Below are 21,933 nucleotides of genomic sequence, written 5' to 3'. Positions count from 1 at the left end.
GATCATTGAGATCAGTCTAGGCCCCGCTCTCAGACGCGCACTGGCCTGTCTGCGACCTCCAATGACGGAGACAAACCAGTTTGACTACCCGATGTTGGGTCGGAGGCTGGCCGTTGCGTGCGCGTCAGCTAAAGGGTGTGCCCAGGCGCAGGTGGCGCTGGTGCAGCTCTGGGATCTCGCTGAGGGGGACATAGCCGGTGCTTTTGGCCATTGCGCGCACGTCAGAGAAGGAGCCGTTTATCTTTTCATAGACCAGCCGCGTGACCCGGCGTTTGATCACATTGTCCCGTTCGGGGCGGGCGGAAAATCCGACCCAGACATTTTGCTGCAGGGCGCTCGCGCGGCTGAGGTAGTTGAAGACCGTGGCGATGTTGTTGCGGTGGGAGATGGTGAAATGCACGCCTTCTTCCTGAGGAATCAGCACGCCGCGGAATTCGCGGATGGGGCTGTTGGTGGGCAGGGCCAGATCTCGCATGATGCTGCGGCTGGCATAGCCGCGGATGAAGGCAAACCCGTCCCGCCGAAAGACATAGACCAAGCCGTTCATCACCAGATCCGTGTCCAGAAAGCTGCGGCGGCTGAACCGGTAAAAGCCTGAGGGAAAACGCTCTTCGCTGATCGTGTCAGGCTTGGGGCCGACAAATTCGTCCAGAAACGGATGCTCCCGCCCGATCTGGGTTTTCTTGCGGCGCGCGAATGGTCCCAGCAGCGTTTGGGCGTCAACCTCAAAAAAAGCGCAAATTTGAGCTAGAATTTCGGGACGGGGAAAACTCTCGCCAGCGAGGTAGCGGTTGAACTGGGTCCGGTTGATTCCAAGCTCGCGGCAGAGACCGGAGATCGAGCGGTAAGGTTTTGTCAGTTCACGCAGATTGCGGCCGAACGCCTGACGCAATTCGGCTGGGGACAGTTCCAGATCATTCTCAGAATTGATGTTCTTCACAGTGCTCTTTCATTGATCATTGTCAAATTAAGTAGTTACCGAGGACACACTCATTCAATTTTCGCTGGATTTTACCCAACATCAGACGCTAACGTGAGGCAGTTGATGCATATTAGCGTCAACTTTGCGCCAGAACGGCGCGATTACAAACCCTGACGGCCAGAAGGCAGTATTTAATGGGGGGCGCCTGTGTGCAAGCCCCCGCCAGGGCGAAAGGAAATGTGTGTGACTACACGGGGTAAATGGGACTATTGGGGAGTACGGGATGCTCGGTTTGGTACTTTGGAGCAATCCAAAGCGCCGAAAGGCCCTGATCTGGTGCGAAGATCAAAGAGATCTTGCGTATTTTGATGGGGCTGACGAAGGCGATAACGTTGCCCAATTTGGCACAGGGAACACTTCGGTGGTGCCAGTTGTGGGTGATATGTTGATTTTTGATATCTGCAGTCGAAGCGAAATGCGCCGCGCAATTAATGTGCGGGCTTTGGCCAATGGTGCAGTGGACGATCTGATCGCGCGGCTGAAAGCGGCCGGGCGTCGGGCAAGTGGCGCGGATATTGACGCGCTGGTGGTGGAGTCTGCCGCCAACAAAGACAACGTGGTGAGCTTCCCGTCTGGGGGGCGCTCACGCAATCCGGCACCAAATCTGGTGACGGTCGGTTAAGGCAATAGCGCCCGTGGGGGGGAGCGGTCTGGTCAGAAAGCGTCTGGTGTGGACCAAAGTTTTCTGGCCGGATCCGCGGGCCGATGCCGAGGAATTCGGAGGCGGGATCCTCCGTTTACTGCGACCACTCACGAACCAAAAAGGGAGGCAAGCTGCCTCCCTTTACTTTTTTCACCTGTGAGAATGTGGCGGCGTTATTCCGCGCCGCGCGACAGGGCCGCAACACCGGTGCGCGCCACCTCAATCAGGCCGAGCGGGCGCATGAGATCGGCAAAGGCGTCGATCTTTTCGGGCGCGCCCGTCAGTTCGAAAACAAAACTTTCCAGCGTGCTGTCCACCGCATTGGCGCGGAAGATATCGGCCAGACGCAGGGCCTCCACCCGCTTGTCGCCGGTGCCTGCCACTTTGAAAAGCGCCAGTTCACGCTCAACAGAGGGGCCTTCCACGGTCAGGTCATGCACGTCATGCACCGGCACAATGCGGCCCAGCTGTGCCTTGATCTGTTCGATCACCTGCGGTGTGCCGGTGGTCACAACAGTGATGCGCGACAGCTTGCCGGTGTGATCCACCTCAGCCACGGTGAGGCTCTCGATGTTGTAGCCACGGCCGGAGAACAGGCCAATCACACGCGCCAGAACGCCCGGCTCATTGTCGACCAGAACCGCCAGCGTGTGCGCTTCCTGTGTGTCCGAGAAGTTGGGACGTAGGTTGTAAGCAGAGTGGCTCGTGGAGCCTTTCTTGATTTTTAGAGCAGCCATGATCTTTCTCCTTACACCAGTACCGCGCCGCCGGCCTCGATTGCGCCCTGCGTGCTGGCTTCGCCCAGAAGCATTTCATTGTGCGGCTTGCCTGATGGGATCATCGGGAAGCAGTTCTCGTGTTTCTCCACCAGACAGTCAAAGATCACCGGACCATCGTAGTTCAGCATTTCCATGATCGCCTCATCCAGATCATCCGGATCAGAGCAGATGATGCCTTTGGCGCCAAAGGCTTCGGCGAGCTTCACAAAATCAGGCAGCGCCTCAGACCAGCTGTGGCTGTAGCGTTCGCCGTGCAGCAGTTCCTGCCACTGGCGCACCATGCCGAGGCGTTCGTTGTTGAGGATGAACTGTTTCACTGGCAGGCGGAACTGCACTGCGGTGCCCATTTCCTGCATGTTCATCAGCCAGCTGGCCTCACCTGCCACGTTGATCACGAGGCTGTCGGGATGTGCGACCTGCACACCCACGGACGCCGGCACACCATAGCCCATGGTGCCCAGACCACCGGAGGTCATCCAGCGGTTGGGATCTTCAAAGCCCAAGTACTGCGCCGCCCACATCTGGTGCTGGCCCACCTCGGTGGTGATGTAGCGGTCGTGGTCTTTGGTCAGGGCCTCAAGACGCTCCAGCGCGTATTGTGGTTTGATGACTTTGCCTTCCTGCGTGTACTTCAGGCATTCCACCTTGCGCCAATCGCTGATCTGGCCCTGCCATTTGGCAATCGCCTCGCGGTTCACAGTGCGGCCACGGGCTTTCCAGACTTTCAGAATGTCGGTCAGCACGCTTTCCACATCGCCGACAATCGGGATGTCCGCCTTGATCACCTTGTTGATCGAGGAGGGGTCAATGTCGATATGCGCTTTGATGGAGTCTGGCGAGAAGGCCGAGATCAGGCCGGTGATGCGGTCGTCAAACCGCGCGCCGATGTTGATCATCAGATCGCAGTCATGCATCGCCATATTGGCTTCATAAAGACCGTGCATGCCGAGCATGCCAAGCCAGTTCTCACCGGACGCCGGATAGGCACCCAGACCCATCAGGGTGGAGGTGATCGGAATGCCGGTGGCATCCACCAGCTCGCGTAGCAACTGAGAGGCTTTCGGGCCGGAGTTGATCACCCCGCCGCCGGTGTAAAACACCGGACGCTCTGCCTTTTCCATCGCCTCAACCAATTCGTTGATCGCGGTGATGTCACCTTTGGTCTGTGGCTCATAGATCGAGGTGTCCGACTTCTCCGGCGCGGTGTAGGTGCCGGAGGCAAACTGCACATCTTTGGGGATGTCGATCAGCACAGGGCCGGGGCGGCCGGAGCGCGCCACGTGAAAGGCCTGATGCAGGGTCTCGCTCAGGGTTTCGGTCTCTTTCGCGAGCCAGTTGTGCTTGGTGCAGGGGCGGGTGATGCCCACGGTGTCTGCTTCCTGAAAGGCGTCAGAGCCGATCATGAAGGTTGGCACCTGTCCGGTGAGCACAACGATTGGAATGGAGTCCAGCAACGCATCGGTCAGGCCAGTCACCGCGTTGGTGGCGCCGGGGCCGGATGTCACCAGCGCCACACCCACCTTGCCGGTGGAGCGGGCATAACCCTCAGCCGCATGCACTGCGCCCTGCTCGTGACGCACGAGGATGTGGCGGATGTCATTCTGCTGAAAAATCTCGTCGTAAATCGGTAGGACGGCTCCCCCCGGATAGCCAAAGACTGTGTCCACACCCTGATCCTTCAGGGCTTGAACAACCATTTTTGCTCCGGTCATCTGACGTGTCATCACTCTCTCCGTTACCGACGTCATTTCACATTCGTTGCGCACAAAAAAACCCCCGCTTTTGGCGAGGGCGCATGGGGTACCATTATGGTGTCCGTTACCGGCCCATGCGCCAATTTCTTAGAATGACGACTAGCTGTTGCATTGCGTCGGTCCTCAAGTTGGGTTCCATTGTGTTCGAACCGGACCTTATGTGTGCTGCACAGCGGCGTCAACCGCGAATGGTAAGAGAAATGCATATTTTGGGTCGAAAATCTTTTCATTTATTGCGCGGAGTGCGGGTCTCCGTGAAATTTGAGGAAATATCATGGGTGCATTTCAACTGATTCAGATCACACCGTTTGTTCCGTGCCGCAATTTGGAGCGTCAAATCGGCTTCTATCGGGATGTGCTGGGCTTTGAGTTGGGCTTTCAGGCGGAGAACTACGCCTTCCTGCGGGCAGGGCCGGTGGCGATCCGTCTGATCGAGGTGGAGGAGGGGGAAGACCTCGCTGCCGCGGGCAAGGAGACGTCCTTTTATATCGATGTGGTTGGCATCGACGCGCTTTATGAGCGGCTGCGACCGGAGCTTGAGACTTTGGCGGAAGGCCGCGTGCGCGCGCCCTTTGATCAGGACTACGGCCAGCGCGAATTCCATGTGAAAGATGAGGATTGCACGCTTGTGTTCTTTGGCGAGGCTATTGCGGGCTGAGCCGCTGTTATAGCCCGACGCCGGTGCCTTGCAGCACGCCGTGTTCCATGGCGTAGCGGGTCAGGCCCGCGGTGGAGGAAATCCCCAGCTTGCGTTTGATGTTCTTGCGGTGGGTCTCCACCGTGCGCACAGAGATGTTGAGATCAATCGCAACCTGCTTGTTGGATTTGCCCTGCGCCAGTTGCAGCAAAACGGTCTGCTCGCGGCTGGTGAGCGGTTCGCGCCCTTCGCCATCCGCAGGAGACAGCGATCCGGCCGCACCGGTGCAGAGATAACGCTCGCCCTGCATCACCGCATCAATCGCGGTTTTGATTTCCTCGGTGGGCACATCTTTGAGCACATAGCCCATCGCGCCATGGCTGAGGGCGGTGTTGATATACTCCGGGCTGTCGTGCATCGACAGGATCAGCACCCGCAGATCCGGGTTCATCTCCAGCAGCATCTCGGTAGCGGTCAGCCCGCCGATCTCCGGCATGTTGAGATCCATCAGCACCACATCAGGCGCAAGTTCCGCAATCTGATTCACCGCTTCGCGCCCATTGGAAAGCGTGCCCACCACGGTGATGTCATCATAGCTTTCCAGAATGCTCTCGATGCCTTCGGCGACCATCGGGTGATCGTCGACAATCATGACTTTTGTGGCGGGGCTGTCGGAAGGAGCGGTCATGCGCGGGCCTTTCTACTGTTGTCGGTCCCCTCGCTTTCAGGGGGGAGAATGTGGCTTAGCGGGACTTCTGCCACAATCACGGTTCCGGTGCGAGATGAGAATATGCGCAGGGTGCCTTCCAGCTGCTCGACCCGCTCCTGCATATTGCGCAGGCCAAGTCCGCCGCGCTCTGAGGGTGGGGCATCCTGAGGCAGGCCGCAGCCATTGTCGGCGATGCGCAGGGTGGCGCCGCTTTTGTGGCCGCGCAGATCCATGGTGACTTTGCTGGCGCCGGAGTGGCGCTCGACATTGGTCAGCGCTTCCTGCGCGATGCGATAGAGCGCGATCTTGGATTCCTGATCCAGCCGGTTGCGGAACACCACGGTCTGAAAATCCACCTCAATGCCGGTGCGGGCGGCATATTCGTCTGTCAGCACCTTCAGCGCGGGCCCAAGGCCCAGATCATCCAGCACGCCGGGGCGCAGATCACGGGAGATGCGGCGCACCTCCTGAATGGCACCTGACAGGTGGTCGATGCCTTTCTCCAGCGATTGCAGCCCTCGTTCGTCGCCGGATTTCACCCGTCTGCGGGCGCTGTCCAGCGCATAGCGCACGCCCACCAGCAGCTGGGAAATCCCGTCATGAAGCTCACGCGCTACGCGTCCGCGCTCTTCTTCCTGCGCGTCAAACACCCGTTGGGTCAGCGCCTTAAGCTTGGTGTCCGCCAACCTACGCTCGCGCACGGTGATCACAAAGCCGGAGAAGAACACCAAAAGCAGCGCGGCCACGGTGATCACAAGGATATAAAAGGAGGTGCGCTGCACACGCTCTTCCACATCCGCCCGCGCGGCGGCCACGCTTTCCAGAACATCGTCAATGAACACCCCGGTGCCGACCACCCATTGCCAGTCCTGCAGACCCACCGCATAGGTGACCATGCGCGCGGTCTCATTGGTGCTGGGTTTGGTCCAGTCAAAGCTGTGATAGCCCCCGCCAGAGCGGGCGATCTGAATGAGCGGATCAGTGATTTCCGTGCCGTTGAGATCGGTTAGACCCCGCCAGTTCTTGCCAATCAGATAGGTCTGGCGCGGGCTCACCAGATTGGTGCCCTCATAATCAAAGACAAAGAAATAGCCGTCCTGACCATAGAGCATGGAAGAGAGGATCTGGGTGACCGCCAGCTTGGCCTGATCATCATCCGGCGCGGCGCGGCCATAGATGTTCACAAAAGCGGTGCGGGCAATCGAGATGTAGTTTTTCAGCTCTGCCTTCTTGGCCTCGATCAGCTGAGATTCCAGCGCGCGAATTTCACGCTCGGCCAGTTGCCGTGACTGGTTGGCCACCAGCACGGAAATCGCCGCCACCGCCAGCAGAAGCGGCAGGGTCGCCAGCAGGAAGAGCTTTTGCCCATAGGAAGGGCGCAACAGAGACAGGAGGAGGCGCATACCCGATTCGTTACGGAATTTTTGCAGCGAATCAAACCCAAGAATCACGTGATACAACCTATGCGTACAGAGATTCGCAGGCCGTTAACCCCAGACTGGCCAGTATTTTTTACCATTTGCCGCATTTCTACGCGGTAGTGGGTATTTCTTCTACGTAGGGGCAAGGCTAGGCTCTCCCCACTTCAACGATCCGCTCGGACTCTCTGGAGGGAGGGCCGGGCTGAACAAATTCTGGGAGGAATACATAAATGGATCGTCGTTCTTTTCTGAAGACTTCTGCTCTGGGCGGCACCGCAGCCGCGGCAACCACTCTGGCCGCACCTGCATATGCTTCCGGCAAGCGCACCCTGACCATGGTGACCTCTTGGGGTCGTGGCCTGGCAGGCGTGTTTGACGCCGCGCAATACGCTGCAGACACCATCACCGCGATGTCTGACGGTGACCTGACTGTGGAAATCAAAGCTGCTGGCGAACTCGTTGGCGCATTTGAAGTATTTGACGCCGTGACCGCAGGTCAGGCCGACATGTACCACGCCGCTGACTACTACTTCGTCAGCCAGCACCCAGGTTATGCCTATTACACCTCTGTTCCGTTCGGCATGACCGCACAGGAACTGGTGAACTGGTACTACCACGGTGAAGGCGCGGCTCTGCATGACGAGCTGGGCGAAATCTTCGGTCTGAAATCCTTCCTCGCAGGCAACACCGGCGCGCAGGCAGGTGGCTGGTTCTCCAAAGAGATCAACGGCCCGGAAGACTTCCAAGGTCTGAAGTTCCGTATGCCAGGTCTCGGTGGCCAGGCGCTGGGCAAAATGGGTGCATCTGTTCAGAACCTTCCAGGTTCCGAGGTGTATCAGGCGCTGGCATCCGGTGCGATCGACGGCACCGAGTGGATCGGCCCATGGGCTGACGAGAAAGCCGGTTTCCAGGAAATCACCAAGTTCTACTACACCGCAGGCTTCCACGAGCCAGGCGCGGGTCTGTCCCTGGCGACCAACCGCGAAGTCTTTGACAGCCTGTCCCCTGCGCACCAGAAGATCATTGAGACTGCAGCAGCAGCGTCCCACCAGTGGAACCTCGCTCAGTTCCTCAACAACAACGGTGCCGCGCTTCAGCGTCTGCAGGCCGGTGGCGTGAAAACTCTGGAATTCCCAGACAGCGTTTGGGACGCCATGGGTGCAGCTGCGAAAGAGACTCTGGACAGCTACATGGACGACGATCTCTTCGTGAAAATCCGCAGCTCGGTCGAAGCAAGCATGAAGGCTTCTTCTGGCTGGCTGGTGAAATCTGAAGGTGTGTATCGCGCTCAGCGTGACCGCATCCTGGGCTAAGCCCACCTATCGCTAAAGACATTGACCCCTCGGTACTCACTCCGAGGGGTCTTTTTCTAAAATCTGTCCGGCGGTCTGGCGGTGCCGTCTTTTCGAACAATAAGGGGATGGGGGGACAATGCTGGACGGTCTGGTCTGGTTTTTTTCCAACATTGGCCAAGCTTTTGTGAACGCCGCTTACGCGATCACACATCCAAGCAGCTGGCTGAGCTGGATAGGCGGCCTTGAAACCACCGAGGACAAACAGGCGCTGATGCGCTTTGTCTACTACGGTGGCTCGGTCGAGTTTTTCTTTGTGGTGTTTACACTCTTCCTGATCGTGACCGCGGTCGGGTTCTGGCGGAACGGCTTCATGTGGGGCTGTGTGCGCGTGCTGGAAGGTCTTGCCAATTCGGTGGGCCGTTTCTTTGCATGGGCGGGCCTTCTGATGGTGCTGCAGCAGATCGTGATCGTTTTCATGCAACGGATCTTCACCGTGGCGGAAATTTCGCTGATCTGGAAGGCGGACTGGCTGACAGCGGATGTGAGCTGGTGGGCGGAAGAGCTGAAGCTCTATAACGCCATGATCGTCTGCCTCTGTGCGACCTACACCTTTGTGCAGGGCGGCCACGTGCGTGTGGACCTTGTCTACTCCACGATCAGCCACCGCGCCAAACGTGTGATCGACATGCTGGGCTCGCTGATCTTCATGATGCCAGCGGCTGTGCTGACCTGGATGTACGGCTGGTTCTTCATGTGGCGCCACCTTGTGACACCGAAGGTTTCGGCGTCTGACAAGCTGACACTGCTGGAGAAAAAGGCGCGTATCCTAAAATGGAACGTGGAAACCATTGGCTTCTCGCCAAACGGGTTCAACGCCTATTTCCTCTTCAAAGTGCTTCTGGTGCTCTTCGCCGGCATGGTCTTCTTGCAAGCCATCGCCTTCTTCTACCGCTCCTTCCTTGAATTCAAAGAAGGTGCAGGCAGCGCAGGCAAATACCTCGACCGCGACACGCTGGGCGAAGGTGAAGAAGCCTACGAAGGCACACACTGATCTAAGGGGCAGAACTTATGCTATTTGGACTTGATGGGGTCGAGGTCGGCCTGATTATCGTCTTCCTCTGCCTCTTTGGGGGCATTCTTTCCGGCTTCCCGGTGGCCTTTGCCATTGGTGGGGCAGGGGTGATCTCTTTCGGGATCATTGCTGCGCTCGATAGCGCCGGTATTCTCATTCACCAGGCCATTGATACTGGCTCGGCCATGTATGGCGATCTGATCTCGCAAGGGATCAAGGCCGATACAATCTCGATCTTCCGCTACCCGGATTTGCCGCGCATCGCGGAACCGGTGTTCCCGGGCGGTTGGGAACAGGCCATGGACCGCAACCTGAGCTTCATCGTGAACCGGATGAACGAGCGTGTGCTTGCCGGTCAGTCGATTGAGACCCTGCTTGCGGTTGTGATGTTTGTTCTGATGGGCATCACGCTGGAACGCTCCAAAATCGCAAACGATCTGCTGACCACAATGGCGCGCGTCTTTGGCCCGCTGCCCGGCGGTCTGGCTGTGTCGGTTGTGGTTGTGGGCGCTTTCCTTGCGGCCTCCACCGGTATTGTGGGCGCAACGGTTGTGACCATGGGCCTGCTGTCGCTGCCAACCATGCTCAAGCACGGCTATAACCCGAAGCTGGCAACTGGTGTGATCGCAGCCTCCGGTACGCTGGGGCAGATCATTCCGCCCTCCATCGTGATCGTTCTGCTCGGCACGCTGGCGGGTGACCTCTACTCTGCGGCACAGGAAAACCGTGCGCAGGTGGCAGGTTGTTCTGACGCGCTGACTTTCCTCGGCGAACCGGCGGTTGTCTCTGTGGGCACATTGTTCCAGGCGGCGCTGATCCCCGGCATCATGCTGGCGGTGCTCTATGGTCTCTATGCCTTTGGCTATGCCCTGCTGAACCCGAAAGAAGCGCCTGCCGTGGAATTCGGTGAAGCCTCCGGTGAAGCCGTCACCCGTGGTGAAAGCCTGACATGGTTCCTCGCGGTGCCGGCGGGTCTGATCGCTGGTGTGATCCTGCTGGGTCAGGTGAACTTCATTGGCGACCAGAACGTCACCGTGGACAGCTTCTCGGATGCGGGCAAAACCGCAAGCTTGCGCACAAACGTGAGCGAGGAGTGCCGCGCCTCCATGATCGATCTGCACGGGCAGCTGGCGTGGGATACCGCCGTGGCCGAGCAGGCAGCGATTGATGAGGCCGGTGGTGTGGCAGAAGCCCGCGCGCTGACCGAGGACGAACGCGCCGAGCTGCGTGCCGAGAAGATCGCCGCAGCCGCGCCGATCGGCTCCGGTATCGCCATTGGCTTCCTGCTGCTGGCGCTGGTCATCACCACCGCACGTGGTGTGTCGCCAAGTGCCGACAGAACGCCTCTGATGGTTGGGGCGGCCGGCATCGTGCTGGCGCTGGCGGTGGACACGATCCTGATCTCGCCGGTGACAACACCGGGCTGGACGCTGATCTATCTGGCGATCCCGCTGGCGCTGACGCTGTATGGCGTGCGCTATGCGGCCGGTCTGCTGGGCAAGAATGATCTGCTGCGCGTGGTCTTCCCGCCGCTCGTGCTGATCATTGCGGTGCTTGGCTCGATCCTGGGTGGCATCACCAACCCGACGCCCGCAGCGGCGCTGGGCGCAGGTGGCGCGATCATGCTGGCGGCCTACCGCAAGCTGAAGGATCAGGAACGCTCCGGTGCGATCATCATCTGGGCCACATTTGCGGTGATCATCATGATCCTCGTTGGTGTGAACTTTGATCTGCGCGTGAACCAGGCTGAAGTCGAAGTCGAGAACTACATCGCCTTCTTCGTGGCCAAAGGGACCTATCTCTTTGCCATGTTTGGTCTGCTTTATGGCTGCTGGGTGCTGTTCCGCGGCAAGGTGCTGACACCGATCGTGCGTGAAACGGCCAAGGTGACCTCCATGGTCTTCACCATTCTGATTGGCTCCCAGCTGCTCAATCTGGTGGTGATCAGCTTTGGCGGGGAACACTATATCCAGCAGTTCCTGCAGTCCTTTGACAATGAGTTCAAAGTCTTCCTGATCGTGATGCTGGTGCTGTTTGTGATGGGCTTCGTGCTCGACTTCCTGGAGATCATCTACATCGTGATCCCAATTGTCGGCCCGGTCATCTACGGCGGCACCTTTGATCCCAAGTGGGTGACCATCATGATCGCGGTGAACCTGCAGACCTCGTTCCTGACGCCGCCCTTTGGCTTCGCACTCTTCTATCTCAGAGGGGTTGCGCCCAAGGAGGTCACGACCGGGCATATCTACAAGGGCATCATTCCCTTCGTGCTCATCCAGGTCGTGGGTCTGGCGATCCTGTGGTACTTCCCCTCCATCGTGACGATCCTGCCGGATCTGCTCGGCGGCTGAGGATAGCCAGATAAGACAGAATATTTGGGGGCCTTCGGGCCCCCTTTTTTGTGTGGGGATGGGGTTTGAATTGGGGGAGTTTGGGTGGGGGAGGTCGGCAACGAGCCCAAACTGCCGGATGCTGCAGTACGCATAGATGTCCGCTTCTTCTTTTGCACCCTATCTAGCGCGAAGACGGCTCATTGTGACAGGCGTGACCCCCAAAAAGGACGCGATCAACGAATGCGTGAAAATGTCTTCATAGCCGGGCAAAGCTTGGCGAAACCAGTTCAGACGCTCGGCTCCGCCAAGAGCGGCGAGACACCATTCGCGCTCCGCCTTTTCACTCAATGCGTCTTGCAGAATGCCATTTGCCCAGTTTCGGATTGGTTCGGATTCAAGCATCAGATTGGTAAGCCGGCCCGTATCGAGCCAATAAAGCGAGGACTCTTTGGTGGCCTGGATGGACACAAAGGATACTCCATCCCGTGTTCGCGCGATATTAGGTGTCACAACGCAAGGACCAACGTAGAGTCCAACGCATGCTTCCTTGCCCTCTTGGTCACAAATGGTGCTGGCAAGGCTCCCATCCAAAAGAATGAACTCATCAGACTCAGGTTGTCCTTGGTCGGCGAGGCGCGCGCCTTTCTTCAAACGCTTGCTTCTCCAATGAGACGCAAAACCGTCTGCAAGGCTCAAGTCAGAAAGGTCGGGTGACTGTGCGAGAAATTTCCGTAGATCCATCATGTCATACCTTATCAAATGATAATGCGTGAGGCTTCACCGAAGGGCAACTTGGCAAGAGATCAAGGAGGTCCCAAAATGATCCACACACTTCTTTCAAGGTACATCGGATTTGCCACCCTGGGCTGCTGGTTGATTGCGACTGTCATCTACGTGCTGATGATCACCGTCACGCTTGCCCAAATCGAAGCAATCTCGGGGCAGGTGCCGTTCGACATGCGGCCCCACGGCTACAGTCCCTCTGACGCCGCGACGCTTCTCGATGCATTGGGAGCGGATGGGCGTGAATACTATCTCAGCCGCCAGATTCCTCTGGATACGATGTATCCGGCCTTGCTTGCGCTCACACTGAGCAGCGCATTCTGCTGGTTTGGGCGCCACATGCCCAACAAGAGACTTGTCCATCTTGGCGTTGCCTTCGCGGTCGGCAGTGCGCTGTCCGACTATATCGAGAACCTGGGGATCGTTACGATGATCCATGGCTGGCCAGATGTGACGGAATCATTGGTCTACGCCGCCAGCACAGCGACAATCGCCAAATCGGTCATCACAACACTGGCTGTGACGCTCTTGCTAGCGACAGGTGTCATCTGGGCGCGCCTGCCCAAAGCCGACGCTACTGCCTAGATGAGTAGTGCCCGCTTAGTCCGCAAAGCAGGCATTCTCAGGTTTAAAAGCGCCGCAATACACCCATGTGAATTCGCGCCTGCTCAGCCAGCCCTTGAGCTACCCAAAACCCGTTCCTCTCCGGCCACCGCCGAGCGCCCTCACACCTCAGCTCAGTACCGCGCCGCGCGGTTGATCAGGACAGAGCCCATCACATGATCGGTCAAACCCTGTTTGCGCGCTGTGGTGATCATCAGCACAATCGAAATGATCTGCAGGATCGGGAAGGCCACCGAGATGGTGAAACCCAGCGTGTGCAGAAACGCTGCGCCAAGGCCAAAGCGCGCGCCGTCTGACTGGCGCAGCTCAATCGACATCAGGCGCATGCCCCAGGTGGCGGAGCCGGTGGCGATGGTCACCACACGATAGGCAAACCCAAAGACAAACAGCAGCGCGCCAAAAAACAGGATCCCCGTAAACGCCGTGAACGGCAGCACCAGCACACAAAGCACAAAGATCACGGCGGTGTCGATCAGCCAGGCCAGAAGCCGTTTGAAGGTCACATCCTCATAAAACTCCGCCTGAGTGTCAGGGTCGGGCAGGGCATAGCTGCGGGTGTTGGCGTTGTGTTGTGACATATCGTACTGGGTCATGACCCTCTCTCCGGGGTGAACATCAATAACAGGCTACTTCAAAACAGCAGCGCGGAAGAAGCCTCCCGCGCCACGATTTCTTAGGATAGCCAAAGCGCGCTCAGGCGTCTTCGGTTTCCTGCTTGGCATTGGCCGCTTTGGTGGCGCGCTCGTCCATGAACTGGTCAAACTCTGCCTTGTCTTTGGCCGCACGCAGGCGCTCCAGGAACTCCTCAAAGCTCTTCTGCTCGTCTTCCAGACGGCGCAGGGTCTCGTCGCGGTAGGAGTCAAAGGCGCTGTTGCCGGTTGGGGTCATCACATGCATCCGACGCGAGCAGCTGCGGCTGCGGTGAGATTTCTTGAACATATCCTTGCTCCAGATCATGTAAAACAGAAGGGCCAGGCCAATCGGCCAGAAGAACACAAAACCAAGCACCATGGCGGCGATCCAGGCACCTTTGCCTTTGCTGTCAAGCCATGCCTCGCTTTTGCCAAACCAGCCAAGATGGCGCGTGTCAGCGGAATATGCGGTTGCGGCAGGGGTCATTTGGGTCTCCGAAGTTGGTGTTTCTAGCTACGCTGTGGCGGGGTATGTAAATCCCTTTCACATTACCTAGATTGGCGCTGCGGGCCTCTAATGCAAGTGCAAATGTGAATGGTTTTTACATTTTCGATTTATGTGGCTGATTTTTATGGAACTTTTTATCAAAAAGAAATCTGGATCAACTGCTGAAGGCGCTGATTTCCGCGCCGGTCAGCTCTTGCAACACCTGCGGCGCAAGGCAAAACACGTGGTTTGGCGTGCCCGCGGCGGCCCAGATCTCCGCAAATCCCATCAGATGGGCATCCATAAAGCTGCGGATCGGGGAGAGATGGCCCAAAGGGCTGACCCCGCCGATGGCAAAACCGGTCTGGCTGCGCACCACGGCGGCAGCCGCGCGCGCAAGCGGCCCACCGGCCAGCGCTGCGGCGGCCTCAAGATCGACCTGCCGTCCGCCAGCTGTCAGAAACAACACCACATCGCCGCTGTCTTGCAGCTGAAAGACAATGGATTTGGCAATCTGATCCACATGGCACCCCACCGCTGCGGCGGCCATCTCAGCGGTGCGCGCGCCCTCTGTTTCACGGATGTCGATGGCGGCACCGGCGGCTTCCAGCGCGGCGCGCACCCGTTTCAGACTTTTGCTCATGGCAGGCCCCTCTCGTTTGGGTTGATTTCTAGCGCAGCTCGGCGCAGCTTGTCATCATGAGAGCAGAGGATATCCAGAAAGACGCGCTTCTGGCGCTGGAAACCCGCGTGTGGACAGCCCTGGTGCAGGGCGACGCAGCGGCGGATGGCGCGCTTTTGACGGCGGATTTTCTCGGCGTGTATTCCGATGGCTTTGGCGACAAGGCGGATCATACCGGCCAGCTGGCCCATGGCGCCACCGTGGTGGATTTTCGCCTCAGCGACGTCAAGCTGCGGCAGATCTGCGAAGACGCGGCCCTGCTAATTTACCGCGCGGATTATCTGCGCGTGGGCGGGGCGGATTGGGAAGCCATGCTGATCAGCTCGCTCTGGGAGAGGCGTGACGGGGAATGGCGCAACAGCTTCAGCCAGGACACCCCGCTGACCGGCTACACCCATCCTTAAAGCCCGCGCCTAAACGCTTCTCATTCTTCAAATATCCCGGGGTAGCCACATCGCAGATGTGGCAGGGGCAGCGCCCCTTTTGCCATCACGCCGCATTGACCTTCGCGGCGTGCGGGTTTCAAAGTCCCCCCATGACGTTTGCATCCCAAATCACCCGCCTGCCACATGCTTATGACGCTGATCTCGGGGCGGAGGCCTGCGCCGCCGTGCCGGGCCTGTCCGGCGATCTGGCCAAGCTGATCACCGGCACCGCAGGCTCGAGCCCCTACCTCAAAGGTCTGATCCACAAAGAGGCGGATTGGCTGCCCGAAGCGCTCACGGATGCGGATGCGGCGCTGGCAAAGCTGTTTGCCACCTTGAAAGAAAGCGCACCGGATCAGCGGCCCACGGCGCTGCGCGCGGGCAAGCGCAAGGTGGCGCTTCTGACCGCTTTGGCAGATCTCTCCGGAGCGTGGTCTCTGGAGAAGGTCACCGGCACCTTGACCGAATTTGCCGATCTGGCCAGCCAGTTGGCGATGGAAGCCACCATCGGTGCAGAAATCCGGCGCGGCAAGCTGCCCGGCGCCACCGAAGATGATATTCCCACGGCGGGCGGCATGGTCACGCTGGCGATGGGGAAAATGGGCGCGCATGAGCTGAACTACAGCTCCGACATTGATCTCATCTGCCTGTTTGATGAGACCCGCTTTGATCCCGATGACTACCACGATGCCCGCGCCAGCTTCATCCGCGCGACCCGCAAAATGGCGGCGATGCTGAATGATCTGACCGGCGAAGGCTATGTCTTCCGCACCGATCTGCGCCTGCGGCCCGATCCGGCGGTGACGCCGGTCTGCATCGCCATGGAAACGGCAGAGCGCTATTATGAAAGCCTCGGGCGCACATGGGAGCGCGCCGCCTATATCAAGGCGCGCCCCTCCGCGGGCGATCTCGACGCCGGGGCGCGTTTTCTGAAAACCCTCACGCCGTTTGTGTGGCGGCGGCATCTGGATTTTGCCGCCATTCAGGACGCCCATGACATGCGCCTGCGCATTCGCGAGCACAAAGGCCTTGGCGGGGAGATCACGCTGGACGGTCACGACATGAAACTGGGCCGTGGCGGCATCCGCGAGATTGAGTTCTTCACCCAGACCCGTCAGCTCATCGCCGGGGGGCGCGACCCTTATCTGCGTGACCGCCATACGGTGCCGGGGCTGCGCAAGCTGGCTTCCAAGGGCTGGGTGCCCGATGAGGTGGCCGAGGGGCTGTCTGATCACTACCGCTTCCACCGCGAGGTCGAGCACCGGGTGCAGATGGTGGCAGATGCGCAGACCCACCGCCTGCCCAAAGGGGCGGAAGGCTGGGGCCGCATTGCCGGGCTTATGGGGCGCGATATTGACGATCTTCAGGCCGAGCTGCGCACCCGTCTGACCGAAGTGCATGACATGACCGAAGGCTTCTTTGCGCCCGATGCCTGCGCGCCGGAGGCGGTCAGCGATCACAGCTTTGATCCGGATGTTTTGGGCCGCTGGCAGACCTATCCAGCCTTTCGCAGCGCACGGGCAACGGAGATCTGGGGGCGGTTGCGACCGGAAATCCTGCGGCGTCTGGCGCAGAGCCCACGGCCTGACGAGGCGCTGCTGGCGCTGGATGGCTTTCTGCGCGGCTTGCCTGCGGGCGTGCAGCTGTTCTCGCTGTTTGAGGCCAACCCGCAGCTGATTGATCTGCTGATTGATATCGTCGGCACCGCTCCGGCGCTGGCGCAGCATTTGTCGCGCAATTCCGGCGTGTTTGACGCGGTTATCGGCGGCGGCTTCTTTGCGCCCTGGCCGGGCAAGGCGGCGCTGTCAGAGGAGCTGGCAGAGCGGCTGGCGCAGGAAAATGACTATGAAACCCAGCTCGACACCACCCGCCGCTGGGCCAAGGAATGGCAGTTCCGCATCGGTGTGCACCACCTGCGCGGGCTGATCGGGGCGGAGGAGGCCGGACAGCATTATGCGGATCTGGCAGATGCGGTGCTCGCGGCGCTCTGGCAGCCGGTGGCCGATCAATTTGCCGCCAAACACGGCCCCATGCCGGGGCGTGGCGCGATGGTTCTGGGCATGGGTTCGCTTGGCGCGCGCCGCCTCAATGCCACCTCCGATCTGGATCTCATTGTGATCTATGACGCCGATGGGGTGGAGGCCTCTGAGGGGCGCCGTCCGCTGGCAGCGCGGCCTTACTATGCGCGCTTTACGCAGGCACTGGTGACCGCGCTCAGCGCGCCCATGGCGCAGGGGCGGCTTTATGAGGTCGACATGCGCCTGCGCCCCTCAGGCACGCAAGGGCCTGTGGCCACATCGCTAGCGTCGTTTCAGAACTATCAGCAAAACGAGGCCTGGACCTGGGAGCACCTCGCGCTCACCCGCGCGCGTCCTGTGACCGGCACGCCCGAGCTGATGGCAGAGGTCGAAGCCTTCCGACAGGAGGTGCTGAGTGCGCCCAAGGTACCGGAGACGGTGGCGCAGGACGTGGCAGACATGCGTGCGCGCATCGCCGCAGCCAAAGCGCCGGATGGACCGTGGGATGCCAAGATCGGGGCAGGTCGCCTGCAGGATATTGAGCTCTTGAGCCAGGCAGGCGCGCTATTGGCGGGCAGCCCGCGCCGCGCGGTCACGCAGGGCCTGCAGGCCGGTGTCGCAATTGGATGGCTGAACGGCGACATTGTGACAGAGCTGGCCAGCACCTATCGGCTTTGTTGGCAGGTGCAGCTTGCCTCCAAACTGCTGTCTGGCCAGACCATTGATCCGGATCAGATCGGCGAGGGCGGGCGCGCATTCCTGTTGCGCGAAACCGGCGCGGCGGACATAGAGGCGTTGCAGACGCGGCTGAGTGAGGCCTGCGCCCGCGCGGCGGCCGCGATCACAGCGGCGCTGGCGGACACAAGTGAGATCGCCAAAAGGGAGGCGTGAGATGGATCTTTCAGAGTTTGACCCCAAGGGGCTGATCCGGGAAAGCTACCGGATCGAGGGAATCCAGCTGCCTGAATGCCGCTCGATCTTTCTGGATTGGGCGCTGTCTCTGCCGGTGGGCGCGGACACGCAGGTCGCGATCGAAGCGCTGCGCAAGGCCTATGGTACCGATCATCCGGATCACCCGATGACCGAGGTTCTGAAAGACGGTCAGGTGCAGATGAGCGGCACCCCGCGTCGGCGTGGCGGCTGGCGCAGCCGCGAGCGCGGCTGAAGCGGGCCCAGGCAAATCCACCCCATCGCGCGGGGGAAATGCCGGGTTCAGAGGGCTTTGACAATTTTATTCAATTCCCTCGAATCGTCCTGAGCCCGCCCCAATCGCGCCCCAATTGCCGCGCATCTTGATTGACATACAGAACAGGCGAAATCCGCCGAAGGAGTCGATCATGTCTATGAAGCGTGTGTTTGCAGCAATGGTTTTGGGACTGGGTGTCAGCGCCTGTGCGTCCGTGGATACCGCGAGCCGGAACGCGCCGTTTGACGTGCCTCCCACCGAGATCGCAGCGCCTGCGCCGTCTTATCAGATGGCCAGCTTTGAGGTTTCCGTGCCGCGCCGCCTGCGGGTGTCTGAGGCGAATATGTATTACCCCGGCGGCGACATCGTCTGGCGCGGGGATGGCTATGGCGACCGCTACAAACAGGTTCAGGCGATTTTTGAAGAGGGGCTGCGCATTGGCGGTGGCCCGCTGGAAGGCGCCCGTTCGGTTTCGGTGCAGATCGAAGTCACACGCTTTCACGCGCTGACTGAAAAAACCCGCTACACCGTGGGCGGCGTACACTCCATTGAGTTTGTCATGACCATTGTGGACGCCCAGACCGGCACCGTGCTGCGCGGGCCCAAGCCGATCAAGGCGAGCCTTGTGGGCTATGGCGGTCAGAAAGCCGTTGCGGCTGAGGCCCGTGGCCTGACGCAGAAATACCGCATCACCCAGCATCTGGCCTATGTGCTGCGCGAAGAACTGACCAAAGCGGAAGGCTTTGTGCCGCCCTCACGTGGCGCAACCAAGACCATCACGCCGTTGTCCCCGGTTGGCGGAGAGCAGGTGGCACAGCTGAACTGATCCGTCAGGGCTTTTCACATCCCACAGAACACAGTAGGAGGGCGGCATGTCTATGCCGTCCTCTTCTGTTTCCGCCACCGGTGATCTGCCGGTTGTCCGCCTCAAGCCCAAAGCCAATGCGCGCGCAATCCGCCATGGCTTTCCCTGGGTCTATGACAATGAGCTGGTGACCGACCGGCGCACCAAAGCGCTGACACCTGGCACCCTGGCCATTCTGGAAGACGACAACCGCGCGCCCATCGGGCTGGTGGCCACCAACAGCCAGAGCAAGATCTTCTGCCGGATGTTGGATCGCGATGTCACAACCGTGGTCGATCAGGCGTGGTTTGAGGCCAAATTTGCCTATGCGCTGGCGATGCGGGAGCGGCTTTACGACACGCCATATTACCGTTTGATCCATGCCGAAGCGGACGGGCTGCCCGGTGTGGTGGTGGACCGTTTTGGCGACACCGCCGTGATCCAGCCCAATGCCGCCTGGGCCGATGCGCGCTTGGACATGATGGTCGCGGCCTTGGCCAAGGTCACTGGCGTCAGCACCATCCTGATGAACGGCTCCGGCCGTGCGCGCAGCTTTGAAGGGCTGGAAGAGCACAGCGCCGTGATGCTGGGCACAGCCCCTGAGGCACCGGTGCCGGTGGTGATGAACGGCGCCACTTATATGGCGGATCTGACCGGCGGGCAGAAAACCGGGCTTTTCTACGATCAACGTCCCAACCACGGATTTGTCGCCGGGCTTTGCAAAGATGCAAAAGTGCTGGATGTGTTTTCCCACGTCGGGGGCTTCTCATTGGCCGCGCTTGCGGGCGGTGCTTCTGAGGCCATGGCGGTGGACGGCTCTGCCGCTGCACTCGAACTGGCGCAGGCCGGAGCCGCGGCGGCGGGCGTGGCAGCGCGCTTCTCCACCCGCAAGGGGGATGCTTTTGAAGTGCTGACCGCTTTGGCGGAAGAAGGCGCGCAGTTTGACGTGGTGATCTGTGACCCACCGGCCTTTGCGCCCTCTAAACCTGCGCTTGAGAAAGGTCTGCGGGCCTATGAACGCGTGGCGCGACTGGCCGCGCCTTTGGTGGCAGAAGGCGGCTATCTGGGTCTCTGTTCCTGCTCCCATGCGGCTGATGTGGCGCGTTTCCGTGGTGCAAGCCTGCGCGGGATTGGCCGGGCAGGGCGTCAGGCACAGCTGTTGCACACCGGCTTTGCTGGGCCGGACCACCCGCTGATGCCGCAGCTTGCGGAAAGCGGCTATCTCAAATCCCTGATCTTCCGCCTGTGAGGCGCGCGCAGTGAGGGTCATACTTTGAAGCGGCTCTTGCTTGACGCCTGCGTGCTGTACCCCACGGTGATGCGCGAGGTGCTGCTTGGCGTGGCCAAAACCGGTGCCTTTGAGCCGCAATGGTCGGCGCGCATTCTGGAAGAATGGGCGCGCGCAGCGCGCAAGATCGGCCCCACCGGCGAAGCGCAGGCGCGCAGCGAGATTGCCCTGATCCGCGCCGACTGGCCCAAGGCAGAGGTCACATGGCCCCAAGGTCTGCAGGACCGTCTCTCTCTGCCCGATGAAAACGACACCCATGTGCTGGCCGCAGCAATTGCAGGCTCTGCAGATGCGATTGTCACGATGAACGTGAAAGACTTCCCACGTCATATTCTGGCCGAGGAGGGCGTCGCGCGTCTTGGGCCGGATGAGCTGTTGCGCAAATGCTGGGAGGCAGATCCTGACGGGGTGGCGCAGGTCTGTGAAGCGGTACGGCAAGAGGCCGAGCGCCTCAGTGGGGCGGCGTGGGAGATGCGCGGGCTTTTGAAGAAAGCGCGGTTGCCCAAATTGGCGAAAGCGGTGAGTCTTTAGGGCAGGTAAGGGCGCTCAGGCCTTTGTGAGGCCCCAGTCGGTCTCAAGTTTCTCGATGGCCTTGATGCGCTCTTCGGTCTTTGGGTGGCTCAGCAGCCAGGCGGGGACGCTGGCGCCGCGCGCGCCGGTCAGATGGCTGAGTTTTTCAAACAGCGCTTTCTGCGGCGCTGTGCCAATGCCGGATTTCACCAGCAGGGCAGCGGCATAGGCGTCGGCCTCAAATTCATCAGAGCGGGACAGGCGTGCCATCAGCAGCGAGAGTGCTGCGCCGGAGATCACCGCGCCCAGCCCGGGCAGAAAGCGGTTGAGCACCATGGCGAGCGCGGTGCGCAGGGCGTTCTGGCCGGAAAAGTCGATCATGCGGCGGCGCGAATGGCCAAGCGCCACATGGCCCAGCTCATGGGCGATCACGCTGGCCATCTCCTCCGCGCTGACCGCGCCCTGACGGTAGCGTTCATAAAAGCCGCGGGTGAGGTAGATTTTGCCATCCGGTGCCGCAAGACCATTCACTGGCTCGATTTCGTAGATGTGTACACGGATGCGCGGCAGATCGAGCGCCTTGGCCATATCTTTGATCAGCGGCGTCAGGCGCGGGTCGGCTAGTTCCGTGGAGCGCGCCTTGAGCTCCTTGGCGGTGCGCCAGGCGGAGAACCTGAAGGACACAAGACCCATGATCAGGGCCAGCAGGATGGGCATGAATTTGATCATGCAGAAGATATGGGGCGCAGAGGGCAGTGGCGCAAGCGGCAAAGCGCCCCTTACGTCATCCGGATGTGGCGTTGACGGGGAAAGCGCAGCGCGCTTAGGG

General features: G+C 60.0%; 22 protein-coding genes. 12 read left to right on the top strand and 10 right to left on the bottom strand.

Going from position 1 to position 21,933, the window contains the following annotated elements; all coding sequences use genetic code 11:
• Positions 1–124: 124 nt before the first annotated feature.
• Positions 125–940: a helix-turn-helix transcriptional regulator gene (locus tag J7412_RS14490; protein ID WP_209079288.1), complete on the bottom strand. Its 816-nt coding sequence runs from the start codon at positions 938–940 to the stop codon at positions 125–127.
• Positions 941–1,205: 265 nt separating this feature from the next.
• Here J7412_RS14490 and J7412_RS14485 point away from each other — a divergent pair, with 265 nt between their 5' ends.
• On the top strand, positions 1,206–1,604 hold the full coding sequence (locus J7412_RS14485) for a hypothetical protein (RefSeq protein WP_209079287.1): 399 nt from the start codon (positions 1,206–1,208) through the stop codon (positions 1,602–1,604).
• Between the two features lie 194 nt (positions 1,605–1,798).
• On the opposite strand, the gene ilvN is transcribed toward J7412_RS14485, so the two are convergent.
• Together ilvN and J7412_RS14475 are read right to left on the bottom strand one after the other, a co-directional pair.
• Entirely contained in the window at positions 1,799–2,362 is a 564-nt protein-coding gene (gene ilvN, locus J7412_RS14480; RefSeq protein ID WP_209079286.1) for an acetolactate synthase small subunit, read from the bottom strand.
• 11 nt (positions 2,363–2,373) lie between these two features.
• Positions 2,374–4,128 (bottom strand): acetolactate synthase 3 large subunit, encoded by a 1,755-nt coding sequence (locus J7412_RS14475; protein ID WP_209079285.1) that lies wholly within the window; start codon positions 4,126–4,128, stop codon positions 2,374–2,376.
• Between the two features lie 304 nt (positions 4,129–4,432).
• Here J7412_RS14475 and J7412_RS14470 point away from each other — a divergent pair, with 304 nt between their 5' ends.
• Positions 4,433–4,816 carry a VOC family protein gene (locus tag J7412_RS14470; RefSeq protein WP_209079284.1) on the top strand — a complete coding sequence of 128 codons (384 nt, stop codon included), beginning with the start codon at positions 4,433–4,435 and terminating at the stop codon, positions 4,814–4,816.
• Positions 4,817–4,823: 7 nt separating this feature from the next.
• On the opposite strand, the gene J7412_RS14465 is transcribed toward J7412_RS14470, so the two are convergent.
• A complete protein-coding gene (locus J7412_RS14465; RefSeq protein ID WP_209079283.1) occupies positions 4,824–5,483 on the bottom strand; it encodes a response regulator transcription factor in 660 nt (219 codons plus the stop codon).
• Positions 5,480–6,907, bottom strand: a complete 1,428-nt coding sequence (locus tag J7412_RS14460) for a cache domain-containing protein (RefSeq protein WP_209079282.1) — start codon at positions 6,905–6,907, stop codon at positions 5,480–5,482. The genes J7412_RS14465 and J7412_RS14460 overlap by 4 nt, the downstream gene beginning before the upstream one ends.
• Before the next feature lie 248 nt (positions 6,908–7,155).
• Between J7412_RS14460 and J7412_RS14455 the strand changes: the two genes are divergently transcribed.
• The 3 genes from J7412_RS14455 to J7412_RS14445 all read left to right on the top strand — a co-directional run bounded on the left by J7412_RS14455 (position 7,156) and on the right by J7412_RS14445 (position 11,643).
• The gene (locus tag J7412_RS14455; protein ID WP_209063482.1) at positions 7,156–8,238 is read left to right on the top strand and encodes a TRAP transporter substrate-binding protein; all 1,083 of its coding nucleotides are present in this window, start codon (positions 7,156–7,158) and stop codon (positions 8,236–8,238) included.
• A 118-nt stretch (positions 8,239–8,356) separates the two neighbouring features.
• Positions 8,357–9,271 (top strand): TRAP transporter small permease subunit, encoded by a 915-nt coding sequence (locus tag J7412_RS14450; RefSeq protein ID WP_209063480.1) that lies wholly within the window; start codon positions 8,357–8,359, stop codon positions 9,269–9,271.
• Between the two features lie 17 nt (positions 9,272–9,288).
• Positions 9,289–11,643 (top strand): TRAP transporter large permease subunit, encoded by a 2,355-nt coding sequence (locus J7412_RS14445; RefSeq protein ID WP_209063478.1) that lies wholly within the window; start codon positions 9,289–9,291, stop codon positions 11,641–11,643.
• Between the two features lie 159 nt (positions 11,644–11,802).
• Here the strand turns inward: J7412_RS14445 and J7412_RS14440 are convergent, their stop codons facing one another.
• On the bottom strand, positions 11,803–12,369 hold the full coding sequence (locus tag J7412_RS14440; protein WP_209079281.1) for a Crp/Fnr family transcriptional regulator: 567 nt from the start codon (positions 12,367–12,369) through the stop codon (positions 11,803–11,805).
• Between the two features lie 75 nt (positions 12,370–12,444).
• Here J7412_RS14440 and J7412_RS14435 point away from each other — a divergent pair, with 75 nt between their 5' ends.
• Positions 12,445–12,993: a hypothetical protein gene (locus J7412_RS14435; RefSeq protein ID WP_209079280.1), complete on the top strand. Its 549-nt coding sequence runs from the start codon at positions 12,445–12,447 to the stop codon at positions 12,991–12,993.
• 152 nt (positions 12,994–13,145) lie between these two features.
• Here J7412_RS14435 and J7412_RS14430 read toward each other — a convergent pair whose 3' ends face one another.
• From J7412_RS14430 to J7412_RS14420, 3 genes are all read right to left on the bottom strand, one after another.
• Positions 13,146–13,625, bottom strand: coding sequence for an RDD family protein (locus J7412_RS14430; protein WP_247743940.1), 480 nt, complete (start codon positions 13,623–13,625; stop codon positions 13,146–13,148).
• Between the two features lie 100 nt (positions 13,626–13,725).
• Entirely contained in the window at positions 13,726–14,151 is a 426-nt protein-coding gene (locus J7412_RS14425; protein WP_209063475.1) for a DUF2852 domain-containing protein, read from the bottom strand.
• A gap of 175 nt (positions 14,152–14,326) precedes the next feature.
• On the bottom strand, positions 14,327–14,794 hold the full coding sequence (locus tag J7412_RS14420; protein ID WP_209079279.1) for a YbaK/EbsC family protein: 468 nt from the start codon (positions 14,792–14,794) through the stop codon (positions 14,327–14,329).
• Positions 14,795–14,850: 56 nt separating this feature from the next.
• Here J7412_RS14420 and J7412_RS14415 point away from each other — a divergent pair, with 56 nt between their 5' ends.
• The 6 genes from J7412_RS14415 (at position 14,851) to J7412_RS14390 (ending at position 21,125) form a co-directional block, all read left to right on the top strand.
• A complete protein-coding gene (locus J7412_RS14415) occupies positions 14,851–15,237 on the top strand; it encodes a nuclear transport factor 2 family protein (RefSeq protein WP_209079278.1) in 387 nt (128 codons plus the stop codon).
• A gap of 131 nt (positions 15,238–15,368) precedes the next feature.
• On the top strand, positions 15,369–18,167 hold the full coding sequence (locus J7412_RS14410; protein WP_209079277.1) for a glutamine-synthetase adenylyltransferase: 2,799 nt from the start codon (positions 15,369–15,371) through the stop codon (positions 18,165–18,167).
• A 1-nt stretch (position 18,168) separates the two neighbouring features.
• Positions 18,169–18,441: a hypothetical protein gene (locus tag J7412_RS14405; RefSeq protein WP_209079276.1), complete on the top strand. Its 273-nt coding sequence runs from the start codon at positions 18,169–18,171 to the stop codon at positions 18,439–18,441.
• 172 nt (positions 18,442–18,613) lie between these two features.
• The gene (locus J7412_RS14400) at positions 18,614–19,288 is read left to right on the top strand and encodes a DUF6778 family protein (protein ID WP_209079275.1); all 675 of its coding nucleotides are present in this window, start codon (positions 18,614–18,616) and stop codon (positions 19,286–19,288) included.
• A 46-nt stretch (positions 19,289–19,334) separates the two neighbouring features.
• Positions 19,335–20,555, top strand: a complete 1,221-nt coding sequence (locus J7412_RS14395) for a class I SAM-dependent rRNA methyltransferase (RefSeq protein WP_209079274.1) — start codon at positions 19,335–19,337, stop codon at positions 20,553–20,555.
• A 36-nt stretch (positions 20,556–20,591) separates the two neighbouring features.
• A complete protein-coding gene (locus J7412_RS14390) occupies positions 20,592–21,125 on the top strand; it encodes a PIN domain-containing protein (RefSeq protein ID WP_280637738.1) in 534 nt (177 codons plus the stop codon).
• Positions 21,126–21,140: 15 nt separating this feature from the next.
• Here J7412_RS14390 and J7412_RS14385 read toward each other — a convergent pair whose 3' ends face one another.
• Positions 21,141–21,833 (bottom strand): M48 family metallopeptidase, encoded by a 693-nt coding sequence (locus J7412_RS14385; RefSeq protein WP_209079418.1) that lies wholly within the window; start codon positions 21,831–21,833, stop codon positions 21,141–21,143.
• Positions 21,834–21,933: the final 100 nt, after the last annotated feature.

It is taken from the genome of Shimia sp. R9_3 (genome assembly GCF_017743755.1).
Taxonomy (GTDB): Bacteria; Pseudomonadota; Alphaproteobacteria; order Rhodobacterales; family Rhodobacteraceae; genus Shimia.
Note: the sequence above shows the minus strand (reverse complement) of the source record. Positions and strands in the feature narration are given on the sequence as shown.